The organism is Actinokineospora sp. HUAS TT18 (assembly GCF_051364635.1).
In the GTDB taxonomy this organism is placed as follows: Bacteria; Actinomycetota; Actinomycetes; order Mycobacteriales; family Pseudonocardiaceae; genus Actinokineospora.
The window spans coordinates 6,412,986-6,437,288 of sequence record NZ_CP195645.1 but is presented as its reverse complement, the minus strand read 5'-3'; the positions used below and the strand labels follow the sequence as shown (position 1 = coordinate 6,437,288).

Genomic DNA, 24,303 nt, shown 5'->3' with positions numbered 1-24,303 from the left:
CGTGCTGCTGTCCGGCGGGGTCGCGAGCGCCGACGCCAAGGCCGAGGACAAGGGCAACGCGCACGGCAAGGCGGTCGGCAAGTCGGAGATCAAGAAGCCCAAGGGGAAGCGGCCGATCGACTGCCAGAAGCGGACGCACCCGACCTGCGAGACCACGGCACCTGCTCCGACGACCGCGGTCCCCACCGTCCCGGCGACCGCGCCGCCCCTGGCGGCCGCCCCGCCGCCCGAGCCGCCGACCACGCCTGCCCTGTCAACCCCGCCGCCCGCCACAACGGTCGACGCGCCACCCGCGCCACCGGCCCTGTCCGACGCGACGAATCTGTCCCACACCGGCGTGGCGGGCACCCCGACGGCGCTTGCCTGCCTCGCCGCGCTCGGCCTGGGCACCGGCGTGGTGGTCATCGCCCGACGGCGTGCCACCCGTTCGACTTAACGGCGATCGCCCGAATGCTGCAATAGGCCGTAACTGTCAGCGAGTTTCCGACGATTTAGTGGACAAGAGCTGTACTCACCTCCGGGGAGCCGCCATGTCCACGAAAGTAACCACGCGCCTAGCCGCGGCACTGAGCACGGCGGGCCTACTTCTCCTCCTCGGCGGCGGTCTCGAAGCGGGCGCCGACCCGGGCGGCAACGGGAACGGCAACGGCACCCCCGCGGCGGCGGCCGACCACGGCAACAAGGGCGGCAACAAGCCCACCCAGGACCTCACCCAGCCCCAGCCCGCCTCGAACGCCGACTTCAGCGGCAACGGCGCCAACACCCACGGCCCGTACGACTCGACCAGGGACGGCTCACCCGCCCTCAACGGCAACGGCGACGGCAAGTCCGTCGGCAAACCGTGCGCGGGCTGCGTCGGCAAGGCCGACAACAAGAACCCCAAGGGCCAGCTCCCGGGCGGCTCGGACGCGAACGCCGGCTACGAGTGCGACCGCAACCGCGGCATCGGCCGCTCCAACCCGGCCCACACCGGCTGCAAGTCCACCACCACCGTGCCGTCGACGCCGCCGACGACCACCACTCCGTCGACCACCACGCCATCGACGACGACCGGCACCACCACACAGCCGTCCACGACGCCTGCCGTGACGACCTCCTCGGCCACCCCGGCCGCGGTGGCCCAGGGCCGCTCGACCCCGTCGTCCGCCGAGCTGGCGAGCACGGGCGTGAACGCGCTGCCGATGGTCCTGATCGGATTGGCCGCACTGGGCCTGGGCACCGGCGCCATCCTGGTCACCCGCCGCCGCGCGGCACGCTGAGACCCATAGCACCGGTTGGGCTCGCGGGGCGCCCGCGAGCCCAACCACGCGGTGACAGCCCTCAGCGGTACCGTCTTCGCTGTGTCGGACACCCTGCCCCCGCTGCGCGACCTGCTGGCCACCGCCGTGGCCGCGGTAGGTGGGGCTGAGCGGCCGGGGCAGGTCGAGATGGCCGAGGCGGTACACGCCTCCATCCGCACCGGTGATCACCTGGCCGTCCAGGCCGGGACCGGCACCGGCAAGTCGCTGGCCTACCTCGTGCCCGCCATCCGCCACGCGGTGGCCAACGGGTCCAGCGTGGTCATCTCCACGGCCACCATCGCGCTGCAGCGGCAGCTGGTCGACCGCGACCTGCCGCGGGTGGCGAAGGCGCTCAAGGAGTCGCTGAAGCGCACGCCGACCTTCGCCATCCTCAAAGGACGGCGCAACTACCTGTGCCTGCACCGGCTCGACGGGCCGGAGGACGAGCCCGACGACCAGGTGCTGTTCGACCCGTTCGCCATCTCCCGGCTCGGGCGGGAGGTCACCCGGCTGCGGGAGTGGGTGAGCGACACCGAGACCGGCGACCGCGACGAGCTGGTGCCCGGCGTGTCCGAGCAGGCGTGGCGGCAGGTGTCGGTGTCCGCGCGGGAATGCCTCGGGGCGTCGCGGTGTCCCATGGGGACCGACTGCTTCGCCGAGAAGGCGCGCGCGGAGGCCGGTCGTGCCGACATCGTCGTCACCAACCACGCGCTGCTCGCCATCGACGCGCTGCAGGGCTACCAGGTGCTGCCCGAGCACGACGTGGTGATCGTCGACGAAGCGCACGACCTGGTCGACCGGGTCACCTCGGTGGCCACGGGCGAGCTGTCGGCGTCGATGGTGTCCATGGCGTCGCGGCGCGTCGGCAGGCTGGTCGAGGAGGACACCGCCGACCGGCTCGCCGAGTGCGGCGAGGGCCTGGCGATGCTGCTGGAGGACGTGCCGACCGGACGGCTCGACGCGTTCCCGGAGCCGCTGCGGGTCACCGTCACCGCGATCCGCGACAGCGCCCACCAGTGCATCACCGCGCTCGGCCCGGAGCGGCAGGCCGACCCGGACGTGGTCGCCACCCGCAAGCTCGCCATGTCGATGCTCGAAGAGGTCCACGACAACGCCGTGCGCGTCCTGGATGCCTTCGGCGCCGACGACGCCCACCGCCGCGACGTGGTGTGGGTGACCGGCGACTTCGGGTCCAACACCCCGCGCCCGCCGACGCTGAAGGTCGCGCCGCTGGGGGTGGCCGGGCTGCTGCGCGAGAAGCTGTTCGGCGAGAACACCACGATCCTGACCTCGGCGACGCTGACACTCGGCGGCACGTTCGACGCGCTGGCCAAGCAGTGGGGGCTGCCGGTCCAGCAGAGCTCCAGCGCGAAGGTCGACGGCATGGCCTCCGACAAGGAGGTCGCCTCCGACCACCTGCGGTGGACCGGCATCGACGTCGGCTCGCCCTTCGACCACGCGCGCAGCGGCATCCTCTACACCGCGCGCCACCTGCCCCCACCGGGCCGCGACGGGCTGCCCGACGCGTACCTGACGGAGCTGCAGTCGCTGGTCGAGGCCGCGGGCGGCCGCACCCTGGGCCTGTTCTCGTCGATGCGCGCGGCGAAGAACGCCGCGGCGGCGCTGCGGGAACGCACCGACACCGAGATCCTGTGCCAGGGCGACGACTCGACGTCGCTGCTGGTCAAGAAGTTCGCGGAGAACCCGGCGACGTGCCTGTTCGGCACCCTGTCGCTGTGGCAGGGCGTGGACGTGCCCGGCCCGTCGCTGTCGCTGGTGGTGATGGACCGCATCCCGTTCCCCCGCCCCGACGACCCGCTGGCCTCGGCACGGCAGCGCGCCGTCGAGGCCCGCGGCGGCAACGGGTTCCTGACGGTCGCGGCCACCCACGCCGCGCTGCTGCTCGCCCAGGGCGCGGGCAGGCTCCTGCGGTCGATGGACGACCGCGGCGTCGTGGCGATCCTCGATCCGCGCCTGGCCACCGCCCGCTACGGCGGCTTCCTCCGCGCCTCCCTCCCCCCGTTCTGGCCGACGACCGATGCCGAGGTCGTCCGCGCCGCCCTGCGCCGCTTGGACAGCGCCGCAAGTTGAATCCCTACGGAGGTCGCGTGTCAGGCAATCCCGGCGAAGCGAGCATCACCGTCGATGAGGACGGTGTGCGCAGGCACCTCGCCGACGGCACCGAAGAGGCGGTTTCCTGGACGGAACTGGCCGAGGTGGCGATCCGCACCACCCCGGAAGGCCCGTGGAAGGAGGACGTCTTCTTCCTCCTGATGCGCGAGGGCGGCGGCGGCTGCGCGGTCCCGGCCGGGGACCCGGCGGCGGACGACCTGATGGGCAGGCTCCAGTCCCTCCCGGACTTCGACAACGAGGCGTTCATTGAGGCGATGACGACGACGGAGGACGGGCTGTTCGTGGTGTGGCAGAAGAAGAAGGCGGACTGATGTATGCCGCGCGAGCTCGGCTCGCGCGGCACACTCACTTGCCGTAGTGAAAGCGACAGGCCGCGATGCGGATCTCGTCTTCCGCGATCTTGTACACCAAGCGGTGCTCGTCAGTGGTCCTGCGCGACCAGTAGCCCTGGAACCCGTGCTTCAACGGCTCAGGCTTCCCGATGCCTTCGTTGCCGTTGCGCCGAATGTCTTTGATCAGTTCGTTGATGCGTTTGAGGACCTTGCGATCCTCGGTCTGCCACCAGAGGTAGTCGCTCCAGGCAAGTTCGTCCCAGACCAGTTTCATTCAACGAGGTCGTGCTGTGTCCCGCCGCCGGACTCCAGTCGCTCGATCGCGGTGATCAGCCGACGCGCGTTTTCCGGGCTGCGGAGCAAGTAGGCCGTCTCTTTGAGCGACTGGTAGTCGTCAAGAGACACGATCACAACAGGCTCGTGCCCCGCGCGGGTGATAACGACCTCTTCGCGGTCGTTCACCACGGAGTCGAGGGTCTCGGCGTACTTCGCGCGAGACTCGGAGTAGCTCATGGTCTTCACTAGCACCCTCCCTTCGACGTACAAGATACTGTACGTCGGACGCGGAGCTCGGGCAAGGGCCTGGCGACGTCGTCACAGCTGAAGTTGCGCCAATACGGTCACTGTTCCTGGCGCGACCTCCGTGAAGCCCGCGTCCCGGACCGCCAGTACTCGGCGGGTTTTCCAGGCCAGATCCGGGGCGTCGCCGGGGTGCAGGTCCGCCCACGCGGACTCGGTCGGGGTCCGGACGGCGCAGCGGTAGTCCATCGACGCCCACTGGGCCAAGTCCACGTCGGGCAGGAGGGCGGCCAGGAGCATCGTCGCGTGGCCGACTTGGGCGGCGGCCTTGCCCGCGGTCATCGGCACCGACGGGTTGCACCACAGCACCGGCACCCCGTCCGGCGCTGGGCCTGGCGCGTCGTCGGGTAGGTCGCTGCCGGAGATCTGCAGTTTGGCGACCTCCCGGGGTGTCTCGGTCACCAAGCCGGGGACCAGCGCCCGCGCCGAAGCGCCGTCGACCGTCACCGTCACGCCCGGCAGGGCCTGTACCGCTTCCCACTGCGCACCCCGAGCCCGCCGCGACACCTTGCGGATGCGCCCGCGCACCCACGCGTCGACGTCGGCGTGCCACGGGCCGTCGTCCGAAGCGCGCGGGTCGAGGCAGACCGCCACCGCCGCAGCGGCCGCGGCGGCCAGCAGGGAACTCCGGGCGGGCAGGTCGCGCTCGATCCGCAGGATCACCGGCATCGCGCGGACCAGCGCGGGGTCCTCGTCCGCGGTGTCCCGAACTGCCGAGTCCGGCAGCGACAGCCAGGACGCGTACCGGGCGGCGAGGGGAGACAGGATCGTCACAGGCGTTCGAGGTCCAGACCGTCGGCGAGGTCGGCGGCCTCGACCTCGGCGCGGGTGACCCCTAGAACGAACAGCACGACATCAAGATAGGGGTGCGACAGCGCCGTGTCCGCGATCTCGCGCAGAGCGGGCTTGGCGTTGAACGCGATTCCGAGGCCCGCCGTCGACAGCATGTCGATGTCGTTGGCGCCGTCGCCCACCGCGACGCACTGGGCCAAGGGGACGCCGAAGCCGTCGGCGAAGCGGCGCAGGGCGACGGCCTTGCCCTCGCGGTCGATGATGTCGCCGATGACGCGGCCGGTCAGGACGCCGTCCTCGATCTCGAGTTCGTTGGCGGCGGCGAAGTCCAGGTCGAGGTCGTCGACCAAGCGGTCGATGATGGCGCTGAACCCGCCGGACACGACGCCGCAGCGGAAGCCGAGGCGCTTGAGGGTGCGGATCGTGGTGCGGGCGCCGGGGGTGAGCTCGATGTCGGCGGCGACCTCGTCGAGCACCGACGCGGGCAGGCCCTTCAGGTGGGCGACCCGGTGGTGCAGCGACTCGCTGAAGTCGAGTTCGCCGCGCATGGCGGCCTCGGTGACCTCGCGGACCTGGTCCTCGGCGCCCGCCTTGGCCGCGAGCATCTCGATTACCTCGCCCTGGATGAGGGTCGAGTCGACGTCGAACACGATCAGGCGCTTCGCCCGGCGCGCGAGCTGGTCGCGCTCCACGGCGATGTCCAGGCCGACGCGGACCGACACCTCGGCCAGCGCCTCGCGCAGCCGCGCGTCGGAGTCGGCGTCGTCCTTGGCGACCGAGACGTGCACTTCCAGGCCGGTCACCGGGTAGTCGGCGACCCGCCGGATGGCGTCGATGTTGACCTCCAGCGCGGCGAGGCGCCGGGCGACCTCGGTGAACGCGCGCGCGGTCACCGGCCTGCCGAGCACGACCAGCACGTGTGACGACCCGAGCCGGGCGCCGGACTGCGGGTCGGCGCCGATCTCCACCTCGACGCGCATGGACACCGTGGCCATGGCCTGCTCGACCGACTCCTGGAGCCCCTCGGCGTCCTCGACCGCGCCGACGAGCACGCCGAGCACGAGCTGGCCGCGGATGACGACCTGCTCGACGTCGACGATCTCGACGCCGTGCCGGGTGAGCACCGCGAACAGGACCGACGAGACGCCGGGCTTGTCGGGGCCGGTCACCGTGATCAGGACTGGGGTACTCGGGTTAGCCACCACGATCCTCGTATCTCCGCCCCCGTGGGCGGCCAGGAGTGTCGGCGGCGCCGTTGCCGCGGCGGGACACCTCGAATGTTACCGACGCGTCACGCCATGGACAGACGCGGCCCGGCCCGCCTGGCCGCACCGCCCGGCCAAGAGTAATGACTGACGATTTCCATTGTGTTAACAACTTCATTCGGGGCGACCGCCGCAGTACCAGCGAAATTCCGCGCCCGCCCTAGTCCGATCGAGTGTGATCAACACCATGTCGACGCATTAGCGAATTCACGGCACCGTGGACAGCGTCACGGGGAGACATTGCCACTGGGGGCTGCACTCAACAATCCGTCGAATTCGACGCCGCTTGACTGATTCCGCCGCATCATCCTGCCTGAATGCGGCTATTCACCATGCCCACTTTCTGGGCATTCCTAATTTCGCGCGAGGAGTCCGCATGAGCACGACCGAGGCAAAGCTGTCCCGATCATGGCTGGGTGAGGTCGACCTGAAGCCGATCGCCGACGCCGTCGGCACCCCGTTCTTCGTCTACAGCGAGGCGCGGCTGCGCGACAACGTGCGCCGCGTGCACGACGCCGCCGCGGCCGCCGGGCTCGGCGACCGGGTCGAGCTCTACGTCCCGTTCTTCCCCAACTCCAACCCGCACGTCCTGCGCCCGCTGCACGACATGGGCGTCGGCCTGCTGCTGCAGCTGCCCGGCGAGCACCAGGTGCTCGGCCGGTTCGGGTTCGACCGGTTCATCGTCTCCCCCGGCCACGTCTCCGACGGCGAGATCGACTACTGGTCGGCGACCGGCTACCCCACGTTCCTGTCCAGCCTCGACGAGATCGCGCACGCGCTGCGCACGGGCGCGCCGTCGATCAGCGCCCGCATCGACAGCCTCGACTCGGGCAAGCCGGGCATCAAGTACGGCGAGCTCGACATGCTGTCCGCCCTGCTCAACCAGCACGGCCGCGACCTGGAGTGCTTCGAGGTCTACTGCGGCAGCGGCAACTCGCGCGAGGACATGATCGGGATCATCGAGCAGATGTTCACGATCTTCGAGAAGCACTTCCCCACCGCCAAGTCGATCAACTTCGCCGGTGGCCACGGCTTCGTCTACGAGGAGTGGGACGCCGAGGACAAGCACTTCGACTGGCACATGTACTTCCAGGCGCTGCGCGAGACCGCCGACCGGATGGGCGTGCCGGAGCACGTCCGGTTCCTGTTCGAGCCCGCGCGGGACGTGCTCGCCGACGTCGGCGCGCTGGTGCTCGGGGTGAAGCGAGACGTGATCACCAACCCGGTGTCGAGCCTGGTGCCCACCGACGGCTCGCGGATGCTGATGCCCTCGGCGCAGCTGCGCGACCGCAGGCACAACGTGGTGTTCCTCGACGCCGAGCTGCGCGAGATCCCCGAGGGCGACTGCGTCACGCAGGCGGCGCTGCGCGGGCGGACCATCCTGCGCCACGACTACATCCTGCCCGGCGAGTACGCCGTCCCCGCCGCGGTCGACGCGACCAGCCACGTGGTCATCCTCGACGTCGGCGCCTATTGCGCCACCCAGCACATGGAATTCCTCAACGTCCCGCCCGCCGCCGAGGTGCTGGTGGACGTTTCCGGCACCGCCCATCTCGTCACCGAGCGCGGCCCGGACCTCGACAAATGGCGCCACCTGCTCGACGAGAAAAAAGAACTGGCGGGCTGAGCGCGGAATTAACGGGAGAATTCATGCAGTCCGCGAATTCCGTCATCGAGGACCTTGTCCCGCTTGACAGCGACCCCATTGTCCGGTTCGGCGAGTGGCTGGCCGAAGCGCACGCGAGCGAGATCAACGACGCGAACGCGATGTCGCTGGCCACCGTCGACGCCGCCGGCCTGCCCGACGTGCGGATCGTGCTGCTGAAGGGCCACGACGCCGACGGGTTCGTCTTCTACACCAACACCGAGTCGGCCAAGGGCACCGAGCTTCGCGCCAACCCGCTGGCCGCCGCGGCGTTCCACTGGAAATCGCTGGCCAGGCAGGTCCGGGTGCGCGGCCCGGTCGAGACGGTGACCGACGCCGAGGCCGACGCCTACTTCGCCTCCCGCCCCAGGGACAGCCGGATCGGCGCGTGGGCCAGCGCGCAGTCACGCCCGCTGGCCGACCGCGCCGACCTGGAGCGGGCCGTCGCCGAGCACGACGCCCGCTACGGCGACGACGTGCCCAGGCCGCCGCACTGGACCGGGTTCCGCATCCGGCCGGTGTACCTGGAGTTCTGGCGCGCCCGCCCGTTCCGGCTGCACGACCGGGTCGTCCACACCAGGCCGACGCCGGACGCCGAGTGGACGAACGGACGGCGCTACCCATGACCACGACCTTCCCCACCGGCCTGGCCGCCGTCCTCGCGGCCATCGACGACGCCTGCGCCAAAGCGGGCCGCGACCGCGACTCGGTGACGCTGGTCGCCGCGTCGAAGACGGTGTCCGCCGCGGCGATCGAGGACGTCATCGCCGCTGGTCAGCGGGTATTCGGCGAGAACAGGGTGCAGGAGGCCAAGGCCAAGTGGCCCGACCTGCTGGCCACCCACCCCGGGGTCGAGCTGCACGTCATCGGCCCGGTGCAGTCGAACAAGGCCCGCGACGCGGTGGCCCTGGCCGACACGATCCACTCCGTCGACCGGGCGAGCCTGTGCGTGGCGCTGGCCAGGGAGATCGAGCGCCAGCAGCGCGCGCCGAGGCTGCTGGTGCAGGTCAACACCGGGGAGGAACCGCAGAAGTCGGGGGTGCTGCCCGCCGACGTCGACGCGTTCATCGCCAACTGCCGCGCCGACTTCGGCCTCGACATCGTCGGGGTGACGGCGATCCCGCCCGCGGGCGCGCCGCCGGAGCCGCACTTCGCCCTGTTGGCCGCCATCGCCGAACGCAACGGGCTCCCCCAGCTGTCGATGGGGATGAGTTCCGACTTCGCCGTCGCGATCGAGTACGGCGCCACGCACGTGCGCGTCGGCAGCGCCGTCTTCGGCGCACGCACCTGAGGAGTACCCCTTGACCCGTCCCTCCCGCTACGACGTCCTGTTCGAACCGGTCAGGATCGGCCCGGTCACCGCGAAGAACCGGTTCTTCCAGGTGCCGCACTGCAACGGCATGGGCCGCGGCTTCCCCAGCGCGATGGCCGCGATGCGGGGCGTCAAGGCGGAGGGCGGGTGGGGTGTGGTCGCCACCGAGCAGTGCGACGTGCACTACTCCGGCAACCACCCGCGCGAGCTGCGGCTGTGGGACGAGAAGGACATCCCCTACCTGGCCCGCGCGACCGGCCTGATCCACGAGCACGGCGCCCTGGCGGCCGTCGAGCTGGTGCACAACGGCGCGCACGTGAGCAACCACGAGTCCCGCGCCATCCCGATCGCCCCGACCATGCGCCCGGCGCGGGGCGTGTTCCCGGTGACGGCCCGCGCGATGGACAAGGACGACATCAAGGCGGCGCGCGGCTGGTACCGGACGGCGGCGCTCAACGCGAAGCGGGCCGGGTTCGACATCGTCTACGTCTACGCCGGCCACGACATGACGCTGCCGATCAACTTCCTGTCCCGCAGGCACAACCAGCGCACCGACGAGTACGGCGGCGGCCTGGAGAACCGGGCGCGATTCCTGCGCGAGCTGATCGAGGACGCAAAGGACGCCGTCGGTGACACCTGCGCGGTCGCGGTCCGGTTCGGCGTCGACGGGCTCGGCGCCGAGGGACCCGAGGTCATCGCGATGCTCGCCGAGCTGCCGGACCTGTGGGACGTCAACCTGAGCGACTTCGACGAGGACGGCGCCACGGCGCGGTTCCGCGACGAGGCGCACCAGGCCGACGCGGTGAAGTTCGTCAAGAGCCTGACCACCAAGCCCGTCGTCGGAGTCGGGCGGTTCACCTCGCCGGACACGATGGTCGCCATGGTCACCGGCGGCACGCTCGACCTCATCGGCGCGGCCCGCCCGTCGATCGCCGACCCGTTCCTGCCGCGCAAGATCGAGGAGGGCCGGTTCGACGACATCCGCGAGTGCATCGGCTGCAACATCTGTGTCGCGGGCGACCGGCAGGGCGCGCCGATGCGGTGCACGCAGAACCCGACCATGGGCGAGGAGTGGCGGCGCGGCTGGCACCCGGAGTTCATCGCGCCCAAGGACACCGACGACCGGGTGCTGATCGTCGGGGCGGGTCCGTCCGGGCTGGAGGCGGCGCGGGCGCTGGGGCAGCGCGGGTACGAGGTCATGCTGGTCGACCGCGAACGCGAGCCGGGCGGCCGGGTGAACCGCGAGTGCGCGCTGCCCGGGCTGGCGTCGTGGGGCCGGGTGCGGGACTGGCGGGTCGGTCAGCTCCGCAAGCTGAAGACGGTGCAACTGGTCCCGGGGAACGTGATGACCGCCGATCTCGTGCTGGAGTCGGACGCGACGCTGGTCGCGGTCGCCACCGGGGCGGACTGGCGCGGCGACGGCGTCGGGCGCAGGCACAGCACGCCGATCGAGGGGCTCGACCGGCTCGCGGTGTTCACCCCGGACGACATCATGGCCGGGCGGCTGCCGCGGGGCAGGGTCGTGGTGTTCGACGACGACCACTACTACATGGCCAACGTGCTCACCGAGGCGCTGGTCCGGGCCGGGTGCGAGGTCACGTTCGTGACCCCGGAGAGCCTGGTCGCGCCCTACACCTATTACACGGCCGAGCAGAAGCGCGTGCACCGCCGGGTGCTGGAGTCGTGCGCGGCGGTCCACCTGTCCACGACGCTGAGCCGCGCCGACACCGGGGCCGTCCACCTCTCATGTGTGTTCACCGGCCGCGAGACCACGGTGGCGGCGGACGCGGTCTTGCTGGTCACGGCGATGACACCGCGCGACGGGCTCTACCACGACCTCCAGCGGCGCGACCTGGGCGCGGCGGGGATGCGGGTGGTGCGGGTCGGCGACTGCCTCGGCCCCGGCACCATCGCCGCAGCCGTCCACAGTGGACATCTGTTCGCGCGGACGCTCGACAACGGGCTCACCGACCACACCCCGTTCCGCCGCGAGAACGTCGAGTCCGCCTGGGACGACCCGATTCCCCACGGCGAGGAGATCCGCCATGCCTGACTTCAAGCAGCTGCTGTCCAAGGTCGCCTCCGGCGCGACGCTCGACCGCCAGGAGTCCGCCGCCGCCGTCAACCACATGGTCAGCGGCGGCGCGACCGCCGCGCAGATGGGCGCGTTCCTCATGGCGCTGCGCGTGCGCGGGGAGACGGTCGACGAGATCACCGGCGCGGCGCTGACCATGCGCGAGCGGATGCTGCGCGTCGACGTGCCGGACGACGCGGTCGACGTCGTCGGCACCGGCGGCGACTCCTCGGGCTCCTACAACATCTCCACGTGCGCCGCGCTGGTCGTGGCCGGGGCGGGCGTGCCGGTCGCCAAGCACGGCAACCGCGCGCTGTCCTCGCGGAGTGGGGCCGCCGACGTCCTCGCCGCCCTCGGGGTGTCGATCGACCTGACGCCGGACGGCGTCGCGGCATGTGTGCGCGAGGCAGGCATCGGCTTCATGTTCGCCCCGGCGTTCCACCCGACGCTGCGCCACGTCGGCCCCACCCGCGTGGAGCTGGGTGTGCGGACGATCTTCAACCTGCTCGGACCGCTGATCAACCCGGCGGGCGTGACCCGGCACCTGGTCGGCGTCTACAGCCCTGACCTGGTCGAACCGCTGGCCCACGTGCTGAACGAACTCGGGTCGGAGCGCGCGTACGTGGTGCACGGGTCCGACGGGCTCGACGAGATCACCCTGTGCGCGAGCACGACGGTCGCCGCGCTGGAGGACGGCCGCGTGCGCCGGTTCGAGATCGCCCCGGAAGACGTCGGGCTCGCCCGCTCGACCCCGCAGGCGCTGCGCGGCGGCGACGCCGAGGCGAACGCCGTCGCGCTGCGCACCGTGCTGACCGGCGAGCCCAGCGCCTACCGTGACGTGGTGACCTTCAACGCCGCCGCGGCCCTCGTGGTCGCGGGCGCCGCCCACGACCTGGCCGACGGGGTGCTGGTCGCGGCCAAGTCGATCGACTCCGGCGCGGCCATGGACACCCTCGAACGCCTGATCATCGTCTCCCGACAGGAGCAGCCCGCATGACCGACATCCTGCGCCGGATCGAGCAGTACAAGCGCGCGGAGATCGCCGCCGCCCGCGCCGCGCGCCCGCTGGCCGTGCTGGAGAAGGCGGTCGCGCAGGCCGCCCCGCCGCGCGGCTTCCGGGCCGCCATCGAGGCCAGGGCGGGCTACGCCCTCATCGCCGAGATCAAGAAGGCCAGCCCGTCCAAGGGGCTCATCCGGGCCGACTTCGACCCGGCCGCGCTGGCCACCGCCTACGAGCAGGGCGGCGCCACCTGCCTGTCCGTCCTCACCGACGGACCGTCGTTCCAGGGCGCGCCGGAACACCTCGGTCAGGCGCGCGAGGCGTGCGCGCTTCCCGCGCTGCGCAAGGACTTCCTCTTCGACCCGTACCAAGTGGTCGAGTCCCGGGCGCTCGGCGCGGACTGCGTGCTGGTCATCCTGGCCGCCGTCGACGACGCCACGGCCAAGGACCTGGAGGAGACCGCGCACGGCCTGGGCATGGACGTCATCCTCGAAGTCCACGACGAACACGAGCTGGAGCGGGCGGCCGCGCTGTCCAGCCCGCTGATCGGAATCAACAATCGCGACTTGAAGACGTTCGAGACCACCCTGGCCACCAGTGAGCGGCTGGCACCGCTGGTCCCGGGCGACCGCACGGTCATCGGCGAGAGCGGCATCGCGGTGCCCGCCGACCTGGAGCGGCTGGCGGCCGTGGGCATCACGACGTTCCTGGTCGGCGAGAGCCTGATGCGGCACGACGACGTCGTCGCGGCGACCAAGTCGCTGCTGGGCTAGGCGCGGGCGGCGGAGATGAACGCGCGGATGAGGCCCGGGTCCTTGACGCCGCGTTCGGACTCGACGCCGCTGGACACGTCGACACCCCACGGCGCGGCGGCGGCGATGGCCTCGGCGACGTTGTCCGGCGTCAGGCCGCCCGCGAGCAGCCAGTGGCCCTCCGGCTTCACGGCGTCGAGCGCGGCCAGGTCCCAGCGGTCGCCCGAGCCGGGGACCACGCCGTCGAGCAGCAGCAGGTCCTCGCCGAACGCGCCGACCCGCACGTCGGTTTCCGGGGAGAGGGTCGTGGCGCGGATTCGGCGCAATGGCGAATCCGCGATCGCGTCGAACTCGGCGCGGGGGTAATCGCCATGCAACTGGACCGCGTCGAGTCCCGCTTCCAGCGCCATGCGCGCGGCGTCGACAGCCGCGATTCCGTTGACGACGGCGACGGTGAGGACCGACTCGGGAATGCGCTCGGCCAATCCGCGCGCCTCTTCGACACCGATCTTGCGGACGCTCGCGGAGAACACGAATCCGATCGCGTCGGCCCCGGCGGCGACCGCGGCATCGACATCGCGCGCCGTGCGCAGCCCGCACACCTTCACGTACATGCGACCAACCCTACTCGGACAGTGACCGGTAGGGTGATCGCAGGGGGAATGTCTCCTCGCGTAGGCACGCATGCGAGAGGGTCGCTATGAGTATCGAATTCTGGTTGACCACACTGGTCATCGTCATCACGCCGGGCACCGGCGTCGTCTACACAATGGCCGCCGGTCTTTCCCGGGGAGCCAAGGCCAGCGTGGTCGCCTCCCTTGGCTGCACGCTGGGCATCGTCCCGCACATGGCCGCGGCGATCACCGGCCTGGCCGCGCTGCTGCACACCAGCCAGCTCGCCTTCGAGATCCTCAAGTACGCGGGCGTGGCCTACCTGCTTTACATGGCTATCAGCACATTGCGGGACAAGAGTTCGCTCACTGTGGACGGTGCCGAGCCGGAACCGGTGCGCAAGGTGATCGTGTCCGGCATCGTGCTCAACCTGCTCAATCCGAAACTCACGATCTTCTTCTTCGCGTTCCTGCCGCAGTTCGTCGCCTCGGGTGAGTCCGGCGCGTTCCTCAAAATGGTCGGCCTGAGCGCGATCTTCATGGCGATGACGTTCGTCGTGTTCATCGGATACGGCATGTTCGCCGCGGCGATCCGCAACCACGTGATCTCCCGGCCGAAGGTGCTCACCTGGATTCGCCGGGTCTTCGCCGCCGCGTTCATCGCATTGGGCGCGCGGTTGGCGTTGGCCGGGATGTAACCGTCAATTCACCATCGCGCGAAAGCGAGGTCAGGGTGTTCTTTCAGCATTCGCCGGGCATGTGGCAGCAGTTCCCGGAGCTGGTGGCCGGGACGCTCTCGGTGCACGGCGTCGACAAGGACGCCGATGTGACCGGCCGCGTCGGCCGGTTCTACGACATCGCGGGCGAGCGCCTCGCCGGGTCGTCGGAGAGCGAGCTGCCCGAGATCCAGGCATGGCGGCGCACGTTCTCCAAGATGGGCCTCAAGCCCACGCAGTACCGCTGCGCGTCGGAGTCGCTGCTGCGCCGGTTCAAGAAGGAGCGGTCGCTGCCGTCGATCCACCCGGTGATCGACCTGTGCAACGCCATCTCGCTGGCCTACGCCATCCCGATCGCGGTGTTCGACACCGCCGAGATCGACGCGTCGCTGGAGGTGCGCCACGCCGCGGGCGACGAGACCTACCTGGCGTTCAACGGCGACGAGGAACACCCCGAGCCGAACGAGGTCGTCTTCGTCGACGCGGCGAACAAGGCCCACGCGCGGCGGTGGACCAACCGGCAGAGCGCGTACTCCGCGGTGCGGCCCACCACGTCGTCGCTGCTCGTCGTCGCCGAGGCGCTGCACGAGTCGGCGGTCGACGACGTGCAGGAACTGCTGGCCACGGTGACCGAGGAGATGGACGCCGTCTGGTCGGCCACCGCCAAGTCCACTCTGCTCTCCGTGGACAGCCCGCGCTTCGAGTTCTGACACTGGGGCGGGTTGTGGTGGCCGGGCCACCACAACCCGCTCCCGTCTCACATCACAAGCGCCACTTCTGGTTGTTGCCGCCCCAGTAGGGCCACTGGATGAGCTGGGCGCCGTTGTTGGCGGAGATGCCTGAGACGTCCAGGCAGTGGCCGCTGTGCTTGGCCACGATCTTCAGCCAGCCGTTGCCCACGCTCTCCAGCTTCCACTTCTGGTTGTCGCCGCCCCAATAGGGCCACTGGATGATCCGCGCGCCCTGCGCCGTGGAGATGCCCTCGACGTCCAGGCACATGCCGCTGTGCTCGACCATGATCCGGTAGTACCCGCCGCCGACCGGGTCGAGGCGCAGCCGCTGGTTGCCGCCGCCCCAGTACTGCCACTGGATGACCGGCGCGCCCGCGGCGAGCGAGATCCCGGAGACGTCGACGACCTTGCCGCTGTGCAGCGATGTGATCGGCGCGGGGCCGATGCGCCAGCGCTGGTTGTCGCCGCCCCACCAGTCCCACTGGACGATCTTGGCGCCCAGGTTCTGCGAGATGCCGGACACGTCGAGCACGCGGCCGCTGTTCTTCGCCACGATCCGGTAGTAGCCGTGGCCGACCGGGTCGAGCCGGAACCGCTGGTTGTTGCCGCCCCACCAGTCCCATTGGTGCACCTGCGCGCCGTTGGCGGTGGACTGGGCCTCGATGTCGACGACCTTGTTGCTGTGCTGGGCGATCAGCCGGTAGTGGCCGGTCTCCATCCACTCGATCTTGAAGATCTGGTTGTTGCCGCCCCAGTAGTCCCACTGGTGGGCGTCGGCGCCGTTGGCCGTGGACTGGCCCTCGATGTCGAGGCACTTGCCGCTGTGCTTGACGAAGATCGGGCCGGTCGGCGGGTACAGCTTGCGGATGCCCTCGATGTCGTCGGTGGTGAGGACCCGCTTGGTGGTGCCCGCGCTGGGCGCGTAGGCGTACATCACGGCGCTGGTGTCGCTGGAGTGCTGCAGGCCCAGGAAGTGGCCGATCTCGTGCAGCGCGATGGACTCCACGTCGAACGCGCTCGCCCCGCCGAGGCCCCAGGTGTTCTCCTGGTCGTCGAAGTGCAGCGGCCTCGGGATCGCGTTGCCGTAGTAGCCGCAGCCGGGCGGGTAGTCGCAGTGGGCGAGGACGGTGCCGGTCATGTCGGTGTCGCCGCAGTTCGCGTTGCCCCAGCGGATCAGCAGGTCCGGGCTCTGGTTCGTGGCGACCTCGCGGAAGGCCAGCGGCGCGGCGGCCGACCAGGTGATGAACGCGTTGCGCACGGCCTGGCGCTCGTCGTCGCCCGCGATGTCGGTGGTGCCCGCGTCGAAGGCGTAGGTCAGCGTGTTCTTGGTCCACGCGCAGGCGGTGGAGAACGCCAGCGGCGAGGGGGCGGGCGGGTCGGGCAGCAGACACCGCGTCCGCGTCATCAGCTCGCGGGTGGCGTCGTCGAACAGGCCGGTCGCGGGCAGGCTGTTGACGGCCTGGAACTGGGCGAGCGCGGTCGAGGTGTCCTGGTCGAGGGTGCCGGTGACCTTCGCGTCGGCGTCCTTGGCGCCGAGTTCCTCGGCTTGCTCGACCTTGGTGTCGTCGGTGAGGTAGCCGAAGCGGCGCAGGTACTCCTGAACCTGGTCGAAGCCCTCCGGGGCCTCGTCGAACTTGGCTTCCGCCACGGCGGCGACCGCGGAGTACGGCGGTTCCTTCGGCGGGTCGGTCGGTGCTGACATCGTGTCCCCTCTTCATGGTGCGTACCCGGCGCCCCCACGCCGCTGCCACCTAGTAAGAGCACGTCACCGCCATTGTGATACACGCCACAGAGCCCCGCCTCCCGTGAAGGGGCGACGGGGCTCTGTGGACGACGTGCCTAGTTGGGCAGTGTCGGGTCGTTCTTGTCGATCTCCGGCGGGTTCATCGCCGCGGCCAGTTCCTGGCTCGGCGCCGGGATCGGCTCGCCCTTCTTGTCGTGCCCGATGTTCCGCTCGGCCTCGATGCGCTCCAGCATGTGCGGGTAGTGCAGGTCGAACGCGGGCCGCTCGGAGCGGATGCGCGGCAGCTCGGTGAAGTTGTGCCGCGGCGGCGGGGAGCTGGTGGCCCACTCCAGGGAGTTGCCGTAGCCCCACGGGTCGTCGACGGTGACGATCTCACCGAAGCGGTAGCTCTTGAAGACGTTCCAGATGAACGGCAGCGTCGAGGCACCGAGGATGTAGGCGCCGATCGTGGAGATCATGTTCAGCGTGGTGAAACCGTCGCTGGCCAGGTAGTCGGCGTAGCGGCGCGGCATGCCCTCGTTGCCCAGCCAGTGCTGGACGAGGAACGTGCCGTGGAAGCCGATGAACGTGGTCCAGAAGTGCAGCTTGCCCAGCGGCTCGTCGAGGAACCGCCCGGTGATCTTCGGGAACCAGAAGTAGATGCCCGCGAACGTCGCGAACACGATGGTCCCGTAGAGCACGTAGTGGAAGTGGGCGACGACGAAGTACGTGTCGGACACGTGGAAGTCGATCGCCGGGGCGGCCAGCAGGACGCCGGTCAGACCACCGAAGAGGAAGGTCACCAGGAAGCCGACGCTGAACAGCATCGGTGTCTCGAAGGTGAGCTGCCCCTTCCACATCGTGCCGATCCAGTTGAAGAACTTCACACCGGTCGGGACCGCGATGAGGAACGTCATGAACGAGAAGAACGGCAGCAGGACCGCGCCGGTCGCGTACATGTGGTGCGCCCACACCGTCATCGACAGCGCCGCGATACCCAGGGTCGCGTAAATAAGGGTGCGGTAGCCGAACAACGGCTTGCGACTGAACACCGGGAAGATCTCGGACACGATGCCGAAGAACGGCAGCGCGACGATGTAGACCTCGGGGTGGCCGAAGAACCAGAACAGGTGCTGCCAGAGGATCACGCCGCCGTTGGCCGGGTCGAACACGTGCGCGCCGATCTGCCGGTCGGCCAGCAGGCCGAGCAGCGCGGCGGTCAGGATCGGGAAGGCCAGCAGCACGAGGATGCTGGTGATCAGGATGTTCCACACGAAGATGGGCATCCGGAACATCGTCATGCCGGGGGCACGCAGGCAGACCACCGTGGTCAGCATGTTGACCGCGCCGAGGATGGTGCCGAGACCACCGACCACGAGGCCGACGATCCACAGGTCAGCGCCGACGCCCGGCGAGTGGATCTTGTCGGACAGCGGGGTGTAGGCGAACCAGCCGAAGTCGGCCGCGCCACCCGGGGTGAGGAAGCCCGCCATCACGATCAGGCCGCCGAAGAGGTACAGCCAGTACGAGAAGGCGTTGAGCCTCGGGAACGCCACGTCGGGCGAACCGATCTGCAGCGGCAGAATGAAGTTCGCGAACCCGAAGAGGATCGGCGTCGCGTACAGCAGCAGCATGATCGTGCCGTGCATGGTGAACAGCTGGTTGTACTGCTCCTGCGACAGGAACTGCTGTCCCGGGACGGCAAGCTCGGACCGGATCAGCATGGCCATCGCGCCGCCCACCATGAAGAAGGCGAACGAGGTGACCAAGTACATGATGCCGATTTGCTTGTGGTCCGTCGTGCGGAACAACCGCAGCAGGTACGAACCCTTGAGCGTCTCGCGCGCCGGATACGGCCGCGTCGCGATCGGCTGAGGGGCTACTGCAGTCACTCCTGCCTCCTGCATGTGCCTGGTGGTGGACATGGTCGAGCCGCTGGCTCACTGGCTCGGGGGGAATCCTAGCCCCGTCGGGTGGGGGTGGCTCGGCTGGGTTGATGGCGGTTGACGTGGGGCTCGCCACTGTGGGGCGGGGGCGGCGGTCGTTTAGTCGCCAAGGTCACACCGGGTTTAGGGGCGCCCACCCGCTGTGCGGCGCCGCGGCAGGCCCACCGACTCGCCCCCGACCCAACTACGCAGCCCAAGCCCCACGCGACGCAACGGCCAGGCGCCACACCGGGCTCTACTTCGGCAGCACCGCGTACTGCCGCAGAGCCAGGTCAGTGAAGGTCACCGGCCCCCGCGGTCCGGGAACGCGGTCGAGGTTGATGCCGGTCTCGGGGACTCCGCGCAGTTTGAAGCCGTCCAGGAGGCGCGTGGGGGCGTTCCAGAAGACGCCCGTGCCCGTGTAGGCCGCGATGAAGCGGTCGGCGGTGGCCTTGTCCTCGGTGGTGATGCCCGCCGCCAGGCCGGACGTCTCCTCGTTCGCGATGCGAACGGCCTGGTCAAGGCCATCGACCGGGGCGATGGTCACGGTGGCCTCGCGGTCGCCGTCCAGCGCCCACTCGTAGCCGATGGCGTGCTCGTGCGGGGGCAGTGACGCGCTGACCCCCGCCTTGGCCAGCGCCTCCTGGATGCCCGGCAGCGCCGCCTCATAGACGTCGCGGTGTACGAGCAGCAGGTTGAGGCGGTTGCACACGCCGAGGCGGTCGAGGCTGCGGGTGATGAGGTCTTCCGCCCGTGCCGGGTCGGCCTTCACGTCGTAATAGAGGACACCGCCGCCGTCGGCGTGGGCCAGGGTGCGGACGCCGTGTTTGGCGGCGCGCAGGTCGAGGTCGCGGGTGGTCTGGCCGCTGCCGCGCACGATGACCAGGGGAATCAGGTGCGGCAGTTCGACCAGGGCGCCCGCTGCGGCGCGGTCGGGGGTCGGCACGAGCTGGATGACGTCGGGGTCGATGTTCGCGTCGGACAGGCCGGGGGCGATGACCTCCCGGAGCAGCGCCGTCGCCGACTTCAGGGCGGCCGAGCCGGTGCGCAGGACGCCCGCGTTGCGGGACTTGACCAGCTGGGAGGCCACGTCGACGGTCACGTTGGGGCGGGCCTCGTAGTTGGCGCCGATGACCCCTACCGGCTTGCGCAGCTCGACGAGGCGCAGGCCGCCGTCGAGGTCGCGGACCGGGGTCTGGGCGGGCGGGTGCGGGACCGACGCGAGCAGGCGCAGCTGCTCGGCCATGTCCTCCAGGCGCTCCTCGGTGATGCGGAGCCGGTCGAGCAGGCCGCCGCTCATGCCCGCGGCCTCGGCTGCGGCGACGTCCTCGGCGTTGGCGGCGAGGATCTTCGCCCTGGCCGAGGACAGCCGGGCGGCCATCTCGCCGATCGCGGCGTCGACGGCCTCGTCGCTGGCGCCCGCGAGGTCTGGGGCGGCGAGCTTGGCCTTCGACGCGCACGCGGCGACGATCTCGCCGATGGCTTCGGGGGTCTGCTCGTCGCTCACGGTGAATCCCTTCCTCGGGTGACGTGGAAAGTCTGCCTTATGCCTTGACCAGCGCTCGAAGCGTGTCGGCCAGGACGCGCACCGGGATGTCGGGGTCGATGACGCGCTGGATGCCGAGGCCGATGCCCAGGCTGAGCAGCACCACGGCCAGGTCGGCGGCGGGCAGCGCGGAATCCCACGGCTCGGCGACCATGGTGATCGCCTCGCGCACGGTCCGGTCGCGCAGGGCGAGTTGGGCGCGCAGGTCGGGATCGCGGCGGGCGTGGGCGGCGAACTCGACCTCCAGCATCGTCCAGCCCTCGTCGCCGATCATCAGCTCGGCCCATTCGGCGAAGCCCGACAGGGCCTCGTCGAATGACTTGCCCGCGATGAGCGCGGCGACGGTGCCGAGGTGCTCGGCGTGGATCTCGTCGAGCACCGCAAGGCACAGCTCGTCCTTGTTGCGGAAGTTGGAGTACACCGCGCCCTTGGAGAACCCGGCCGCGTCGGCGACCTTCTCCAAGGACGTCGGGTGGTACCCGTCGCGCAGGAACAACTCCCGTGCGGTGGCGACGAGCTGCTCGCGGGTGCGCGCCTGGCTCTCCGCCCTGGTCAGTCGAGGCATGACGTCAGCCTAGGAGCAGCCACCCCGCGGCGATGACCAGCGCCCCGAGGTTGATGAGCCCGAACGAGCCGACCCAGAAGAAACCGGGCGCGCCGGTGAGCCGGGCGAGCTGGTCGGCGTCGGAGTCGCGGGCCTGGCCGCGCCTGCGCTTGGTCTGCAGCTCGCCGATGGGGCGGATGCCGCCGAGCAGCAGGAACCAGGTGATGAGGTAGGCGAAGGCGGCCTGCACGGTGTCGGTGGCGAACCAGGACACGGCGAACAGCACGGCGCCGGTCCCGATGACGGTCAGCGCGCCGTAGACGTTGCGGATCATGATCAGGACGCCGAACAGGAGCACCGCGCAGCTCATGAGCAGCGCCGACACCCGGTCGGTCTGCAGGAACGCGGCGAACCCGAGGCCGAGCAGCGACGGTGCGATGTAGCCGGCCAGCGCGGTGCAGACCATCCCGGGGCCGTCCGGCCTGCCGCGGGAGACGGTGACGCCTGAGGTGTCGGAGTGCAGGCGGATGCCCGAGAGCCTGCGCCCGACCACCACGGCGACCAGGGCGTGGCCCGCCTCGTGGACGATCGTGATGACGTTGCGGGCGGGCCGCCACAAGGCGTTGACGATCACCACGACCGCCGCGGCGGCGAGGGTCACGAGGATGACCGGCTCAGGCGGGCGGGTCTGGTCGCCGAAGAGCTGATTCCAAAGATCAGGCCGCACTGTTCCGCCTCCCCGAATTTTTCCCACCTGGTCGCCTTGGCGGGGAATCGTACGTGGAGCTGATCACCGTGGTTCAGCGCCGCCACGTTCCCCTTAGGCGGCGGATCGCGGGGTGGATCAGCCGCAATCCTGCGTTTCGCACAACCGCGGCGGCCGTGGACTGGGTGTGGACCATCTTCAGCACGGCCAAGGACCGCTTCACGATCAGCTGGGCCCTGGGCCTGCGGATCCTGTCGTACTCCCGGAGACCGGCGGCGAGATCGTCCTGGTCGGCGAGGATGGCCAGGCTCGCGGCGTCCTCCAATGCCTGGCAGCCGCCTTGTCCCAGGTATGGGGCCATCGCGTGGGCGGCGTCGCCGACCAGGACGACGTTGTCCTTGGCGAACGTGTCCAGCGGCGGCTGCGTGTAGACGTCGTGGCGGAGGACGGCGGCCGGGTCGACCGCGGCGAGGATCGACGGGATGGGCTCGGCCCAGCCCTGGAAGCGGCGGCGGAGCTCGGCGAGTTCGTCGGTGCGCTCGCCCTCGGGCGCCGGGGCACCGGCGTAGCAGTAGAGCCGGTCGCCCATCGGGAACGCGCCGAAGACGATGCCGTCGCCCCAGGTCTCGCAGGCGTCGAAGTCAGGGATGCCCGCGCTGGGCAGGACCATGCGCCACGCCGTCGTGCCGACGTACTCCGGCTGCGGGGCGTCGGGCCAGAAGGCGCGCCGGACCGCGCTGCGCGCGCCGTCGGCGCCGATGAGCAGGTCGGTCGTGGCCGGGTCGAAGCGATCGATCCGCTCCCCCGGGCGCAGGGCGGACGTGGGGACGGCGGCGAGCAGGATCTTGAGCAGGTCGGCGCGGTGCAGCATCAGCACCTCGTCGCCGGTGCCGCGCATGATCCAGCGGCCCCGCTTGTCCCGGAAGCCGCCGAGGCCCGGAGCCGCGCCGACGGCGCGGACGGCGTCGCCGAGGTCGAGGTCGTCGAGGGCGCGCAGGGCGTTTCCCCAGATCGAGATGCCCGCGCCGACCTCCTCGAACGCGGGTGACTGCTCGTGGACCCGCACGTCCCAACCGCGTCGGGCCAGGCCCACGGCCGTGGCCAGCCCGCCGATCCCGCCACCGATGACCACCGCTGTGCGCACATCGCCTCCTCTACAGCTGTAGCACGACACTACACCTGTAGCAATGGCGCTCGCGGCCCTGGATCCCGGGACTAGAACACGTTACAGTTCTGGCACGGACGAAGGGTGCGGGGATGAAGTTCACGATGAGCGTCGCGATGAGTCCGCTGGATCAGCTCACCGAGTTGGCGCGCACCGCCGAGGAGTGCGGCTTCAGCTCGATCGCCCTGCCCGACTCGCTGTTCTACGCCGAATCCGTCGCCGCGAAGTACCCCTACACCGACGACGGCAGCCGGTTCTGGACGGCGGACACCCCCTGGCCCGACCCGTTCGTCGCGGCCGCCGCCATGGGCGCGGTGACGAACAGGATCAGGTTCTACCCGCAGGTGCTCAAACTCGGCCCGCGCAACCCGCTGCTGCTCGCCAGGCAGGTCGGCAGCGTCGCCGTGCTGACCGGTAACCGCTTCGGCCTCGGCGTCGGGCTCGGCTGGTCGCCGGAGGAGTCCGAGTGGTGCGGCGCGCCGTTCTCCGACCGCGGGGCGCGCGCCGACGAGGCGATCGAGGTGCTGCGGCTGGTCCTCGGCGGCGGGATGGTCGAGCACACCGGCCGGTTCTACGGCTTCGGCAAGCTGTGCATGAGCCCCGCGCCCGCCGCGCCGGTGCCGATCTACGTCGGCGGCCACTCCCCCGCCGGGCTGCGCCGCGCGGCCAGGCTCGGCGACGGGTGGACCTCGGCGATGATGCGGTTCACCGAGTTGAGCGAAACCATTGCCACTCTGCGTGACCTGCGCGCCGAGTACGGGCGGGCCGACGAGCCGTTCGAGATCCAGGCGGTGTGCGTCGACCGGTTCGGCGTCGACGGCTATCGCGCGCAGGCGGAGATCGGTGTGACGGACGCGGTGACCGTGCCGTGGATGTTCTACGGCGCCGGGTTCGACGCGCCGCTGAAAGCCAAGCAGGACGGGATCCGGCGCTTCGCCGACGACATCATCCACCGGTTCCAGGAGGGCGCATGATCAAGTGGGAAGCGGCGACAGCCGAGCATCCGGCGAGGACCGCGGCACTGGCGTCGATGAACGCGGTCAGCCGCAAGGCGCGCGCCGAATGGCTTGCGCTGTTCTCCCCCGACGGGGTGGTCGAGGACCCGGTGGGCAAGTCGCCGTTCGACCCAGAAGGCAAGGGGCACCACGGGCATGACGGGATCGGCGCGTTCTGGGACATGGCGATCGCGGGCGTCGAGCGGTTCGAGTTCCGGATCTTCGACTCGTTCGCCGCGGGCGACGAGGTGGCCAACGTGGGCACGATCAGCGCGTTCCTGCCCGGCGGGGCGCGCGTCGACACCGAGGGGGTGTTCGTCTACCGGGTCGGCGGCGACGGGCTCATCCGGTCCGTGCGCGCGTTCTGGGAACTGGAGCGGACGATGGCGGGTATCCGTCACGGGTGAGCCGGGCGGTGTTCACCACCCTGCGTGAACATGCTCGCTGCGCGCTGCCTGTTGTGGTTGACTGATTGTG

The 24,303-nt window shown here is 70.4% G+C and carries 25 protein-coding genes; 14 read left to right on the top strand and 11 right to left on the bottom strand.

The window, feature by feature from the left end; all coding sequences use genetic code 11:
* Position 1 precedes the first annotated feature (1 nt).
* From ACSHT8_RS29885 to ACSHT8_RS29870, 4 genes are all read left to right on the top strand, one after another.
* A complete protein-coding gene (locus ACSHT8_RS29885; protein WP_436494612.1) occupies positions 2–436 on the top strand; it encodes a hypothetical protein in 435 nt (144 codons plus the stop codon).
* Between the two features lie 94 nt (positions 437–530).
* Positions 531–1,259 carry a hypothetical protein gene (locus ACSHT8_RS29880; RefSeq protein ID WP_436494610.1) on the top strand — a complete coding sequence of 243 codons (729 nt, stop codon included), beginning with the start codon at positions 531–533 and terminating at the stop codon, positions 1,257–1,259.
* Between the two features lie 81 nt (positions 1,260–1,340).
* Positions 1,341–3,371 (top strand): ATP-dependent DNA helicase, encoded by a 2,031-nt coding sequence (locus tag ACSHT8_RS29875; RefSeq protein WP_436494608.1) that lies wholly within the window; start codon positions 1,341–1,343, stop codon positions 3,369–3,371.
* 17 nt (positions 3,372–3,388) lie between these two features.
* Positions 3,389–3,724 carry a hypothetical protein gene (locus ACSHT8_RS29870; RefSeq protein ID WP_436494606.1) on the top strand — a complete coding sequence of 112 codons (336 nt, stop codon included), beginning with the start codon at positions 3,389–3,391 and terminating at the stop codon, positions 3,722–3,724.
* 34 nt (positions 3,725–3,758) lie between these two features.
* Here ACSHT8_RS29870 and ACSHT8_RS29865 read toward each other — a convergent pair whose 3' ends face one another.
* The 4 genes from ACSHT8_RS29865 to serB all read right to left on the bottom strand — a co-directional run bounded on the left by ACSHT8_RS29865 (position 3,759) and on the right by serB (position 6,318).
* Positions 3,759–4,019, bottom strand: coding sequence for a Txe/YoeB family addiction module toxin (locus tag ACSHT8_RS29865; protein WP_436494604.1), 261 nt, complete (start codon positions 4,017–4,019; stop codon positions 3,759–3,761).
* Positions 4,016–4,258 (bottom strand): type II toxin-antitoxin system Phd/YefM family antitoxin, encoded by a 243-nt coding sequence (locus tag ACSHT8_RS29860; RefSeq protein ID WP_436502218.1) that lies wholly within the window; start codon positions 4,256–4,258, stop codon positions 4,016–4,018. The genes ACSHT8_RS29865 and ACSHT8_RS29860 overlap by 4 nt, the downstream gene beginning before the upstream one ends.
* 81 nt (positions 4,259–4,339) lie before the next feature.
* Positions 4,340–5,098 (bottom strand): peptidyl-tRNA hydrolase, encoded by a 759-nt coding sequence (locus ACSHT8_RS29855; RefSeq protein ID WP_436494602.1) that lies wholly within the window; start codon positions 5,096–5,098, stop codon positions 4,340–4,342.
* Complete coding sequence (serB, locus tag ACSHT8_RS29850) at positions 5,095–6,318, bottom strand: phosphoserine phosphatase SerB (protein WP_436494600.1); 1,224 nt, start codon at positions 6,316–6,318, stop codon at positions 5,095–5,097. Before serB ends, ACSHT8_RS29855 begins: the two co-directional genes overlap by 4 nt.
* 439 nt (positions 6,319–6,757) lie before the next feature.
* On the opposite strand from serB, the gene ACSHT8_RS29845 reads away from it, so the two are divergent.
* From ACSHT8_RS29845 to trpC, 6 genes are read left to right on the top strand one after another with little or no spacing between them, the layout of a single operon-like run.
* Complete coding sequence (locus ACSHT8_RS29845) at positions 6,758–8,008, top strand: hypothetical protein (RefSeq protein WP_436494598.1); 1,251 nt, start codon at positions 6,758–6,760, stop codon at positions 8,006–8,008.
* A gap of 23 nt (positions 8,009–8,031) precedes the next feature.
* Positions 8,032–8,652 carry a pyridoxamine 5'-phosphate oxidase gene (gene pdxH / locus ACSHT8_RS29840; RefSeq protein WP_436494596.1) on the top strand — a complete coding sequence of 207 codons (621 nt, stop codon included), beginning with the start codon at positions 8,032–8,034 and terminating at the stop codon, positions 8,650–8,652.
* Positions 8,649–9,317: a YggS family pyridoxal phosphate-dependent enzyme gene (locus tag ACSHT8_RS29835; protein WP_436494594.1), complete on the top strand. Its 669-nt coding sequence runs from the start codon at positions 8,649–8,651 to the stop codon at positions 9,315–9,317. The genes pdxH and ACSHT8_RS29835 overlap by 4 nt, the downstream gene beginning before the upstream one ends.
* A gap of 10 nt (positions 9,318–9,327) precedes the next feature.
* Positions 9,328–11,391, top strand: a complete 2,064-nt coding sequence (locus ACSHT8_RS29830) for an FAD-dependent oxidoreductase (protein ID WP_436494592.1) — start codon at positions 9,328–9,330, stop codon at positions 11,389–11,391.
* Positions 11,384–12,409, top strand: a complete 1,026-nt coding sequence (trpD, locus tag ACSHT8_RS29825) for an anthranilate phosphoribosyltransferase (RefSeq protein WP_436494591.1) — start codon at positions 11,384–11,386, stop codon at positions 12,407–12,409. The genes ACSHT8_RS29830 and trpD overlap by 8 nt, the downstream gene beginning before the upstream one ends.
* Entirely contained in the window at positions 12,406–13,185 is a 780-nt protein-coding gene (gene trpC, locus ACSHT8_RS29820; RefSeq protein WP_436494589.1) for an indole-3-glycerol phosphate synthase TrpC, read from the top strand. Before trpD ends, trpC begins: the two co-directional genes overlap by 4 nt.
* Here the strand turns inward: trpC and ACSHT8_RS29815 are convergent.
* Positions 13,182–13,778: a phosphoribosylanthranilate isomerase gene (locus tag ACSHT8_RS29815; protein WP_436494587.1), complete on the bottom strand. Its 597-nt coding sequence runs from the start codon at positions 13,776–13,778 to the stop codon at positions 13,182–13,184. The two genes, trpC and ACSHT8_RS29815, sit on opposite strands and share 4 nt — an antisense overlap.
* Positions 13,779–13,864: 86 nt before the next feature.
* Here ACSHT8_RS29815 and ACSHT8_RS29810 point away from each other — a divergent pair, with 86 nt between their 5' ends.
* Positions 13,865–14,473, top strand: coding sequence for a LysE family translocator (locus ACSHT8_RS29810; protein WP_436494585.1), 609 nt, complete (start codon positions 13,865–13,867; stop codon positions 14,471–14,473).
* Between the two features lie 35 nt (positions 14,474–14,508).
* Positions 14,509–15,201, top strand: a complete 693-nt coding sequence (locus ACSHT8_RS29805) for a B3/B4 domain-containing protein (RefSeq protein ID WP_436494583.1) — start codon at positions 14,509–14,511, stop codon at positions 15,199–15,201.
* Between the two features lie 52 nt (positions 15,202–15,253).
* On the opposite strand, the gene ACSHT8_RS29800 is transcribed toward ACSHT8_RS29805, so the two are convergent.
* The 6 genes from ACSHT8_RS29800 to ACSHT8_RS29775 all read right to left on the bottom strand — a co-directional run bounded on the left by ACSHT8_RS29800 (position 15,254) and on the right by ACSHT8_RS29775 (position 22,810).
* Positions 15,254–16,924 carry an RICIN domain-containing protein gene (locus ACSHT8_RS29800; protein ID WP_436494581.1) on the bottom strand — a complete coding sequence of 557 codons (1,671 nt, stop codon included), beginning with the start codon at positions 16,922–16,924 and terminating at the stop codon, positions 15,254–15,256.
* A gap of 137 nt (positions 16,925–17,061) precedes the next feature.
* The gene (ctaD, locus tag ACSHT8_RS29795; RefSeq protein ID WP_436494579.1) at positions 17,062–18,837 is read right to left on the bottom strand and encodes an aa3-type cytochrome oxidase subunit I; all 1,776 of its coding nucleotides are present in this window, start codon (positions 18,835–18,837) and stop codon (positions 17,062–17,064) included.
* A 289-nt stretch (positions 18,838–19,126) separates the two neighbouring features.
* Positions 19,127–20,377: an aldehyde dehydrogenase family protein gene (locus tag ACSHT8_RS29790; protein ID WP_436494577.1), complete on the bottom strand. Its 1,251-nt coding sequence runs from the start codon at positions 20,375–20,377 to the stop codon at positions 19,127–19,129.
* 37 nt (positions 20,378–20,414) lie between these two features.
* A complete protein-coding gene (locus tag ACSHT8_RS29785) occupies positions 20,415–20,981 on the bottom strand; it encodes a TetR/AcrR family transcriptional regulator (RefSeq protein WP_436494575.1) in 567 nt (188 codons plus the stop codon).
* A gap of 4 nt (positions 20,982–20,985) precedes the next feature.
* Positions 20,986–21,687: a M50 family metallopeptidase gene (locus ACSHT8_RS29780; RefSeq protein WP_436494573.1), complete on the bottom strand. Its 702-nt coding sequence runs from the start codon at positions 21,685–21,687 to the stop codon at positions 20,986–20,988.
* A 73-nt stretch (positions 21,688–21,760) separates the two neighbouring features.
* Entirely contained in the window at positions 21,761–22,810 is a 1,050-nt protein-coding gene (locus ACSHT8_RS29775) for an FAD-dependent monooxygenase (protein WP_436494571.1), read from the bottom strand.
* A gap of 113 nt (positions 22,811–22,923) precedes the next feature.
* On the opposite strand from ACSHT8_RS29775, the gene ACSHT8_RS29770 reads away from it, so the two are divergent.
* Positions 22,924–23,805 carry a TIGR03619 family F420-dependent LLM class oxidoreductase gene (locus tag ACSHT8_RS29770; protein ID WP_436494569.1) on the top strand — a complete coding sequence of 294 codons (882 nt, stop codon included), beginning with the start codon at positions 22,924–22,926 and terminating at the stop codon, positions 23,803–23,805.
* The gene (locus ACSHT8_RS29765) at positions 23,802–24,233 is read left to right on the top strand and encodes a nuclear transport factor 2 family protein (protein WP_436494567.1); all 432 of its coding nucleotides are present in this window, start codon (positions 23,802–23,804) and stop codon (positions 24,231–24,233) included. Before ACSHT8_RS29770 ends, ACSHT8_RS29765 begins: the two co-directional genes overlap by 4 nt.
* The last annotated feature ends 70 nt before the right edge of the window (positions 24,234–24,303 follow it).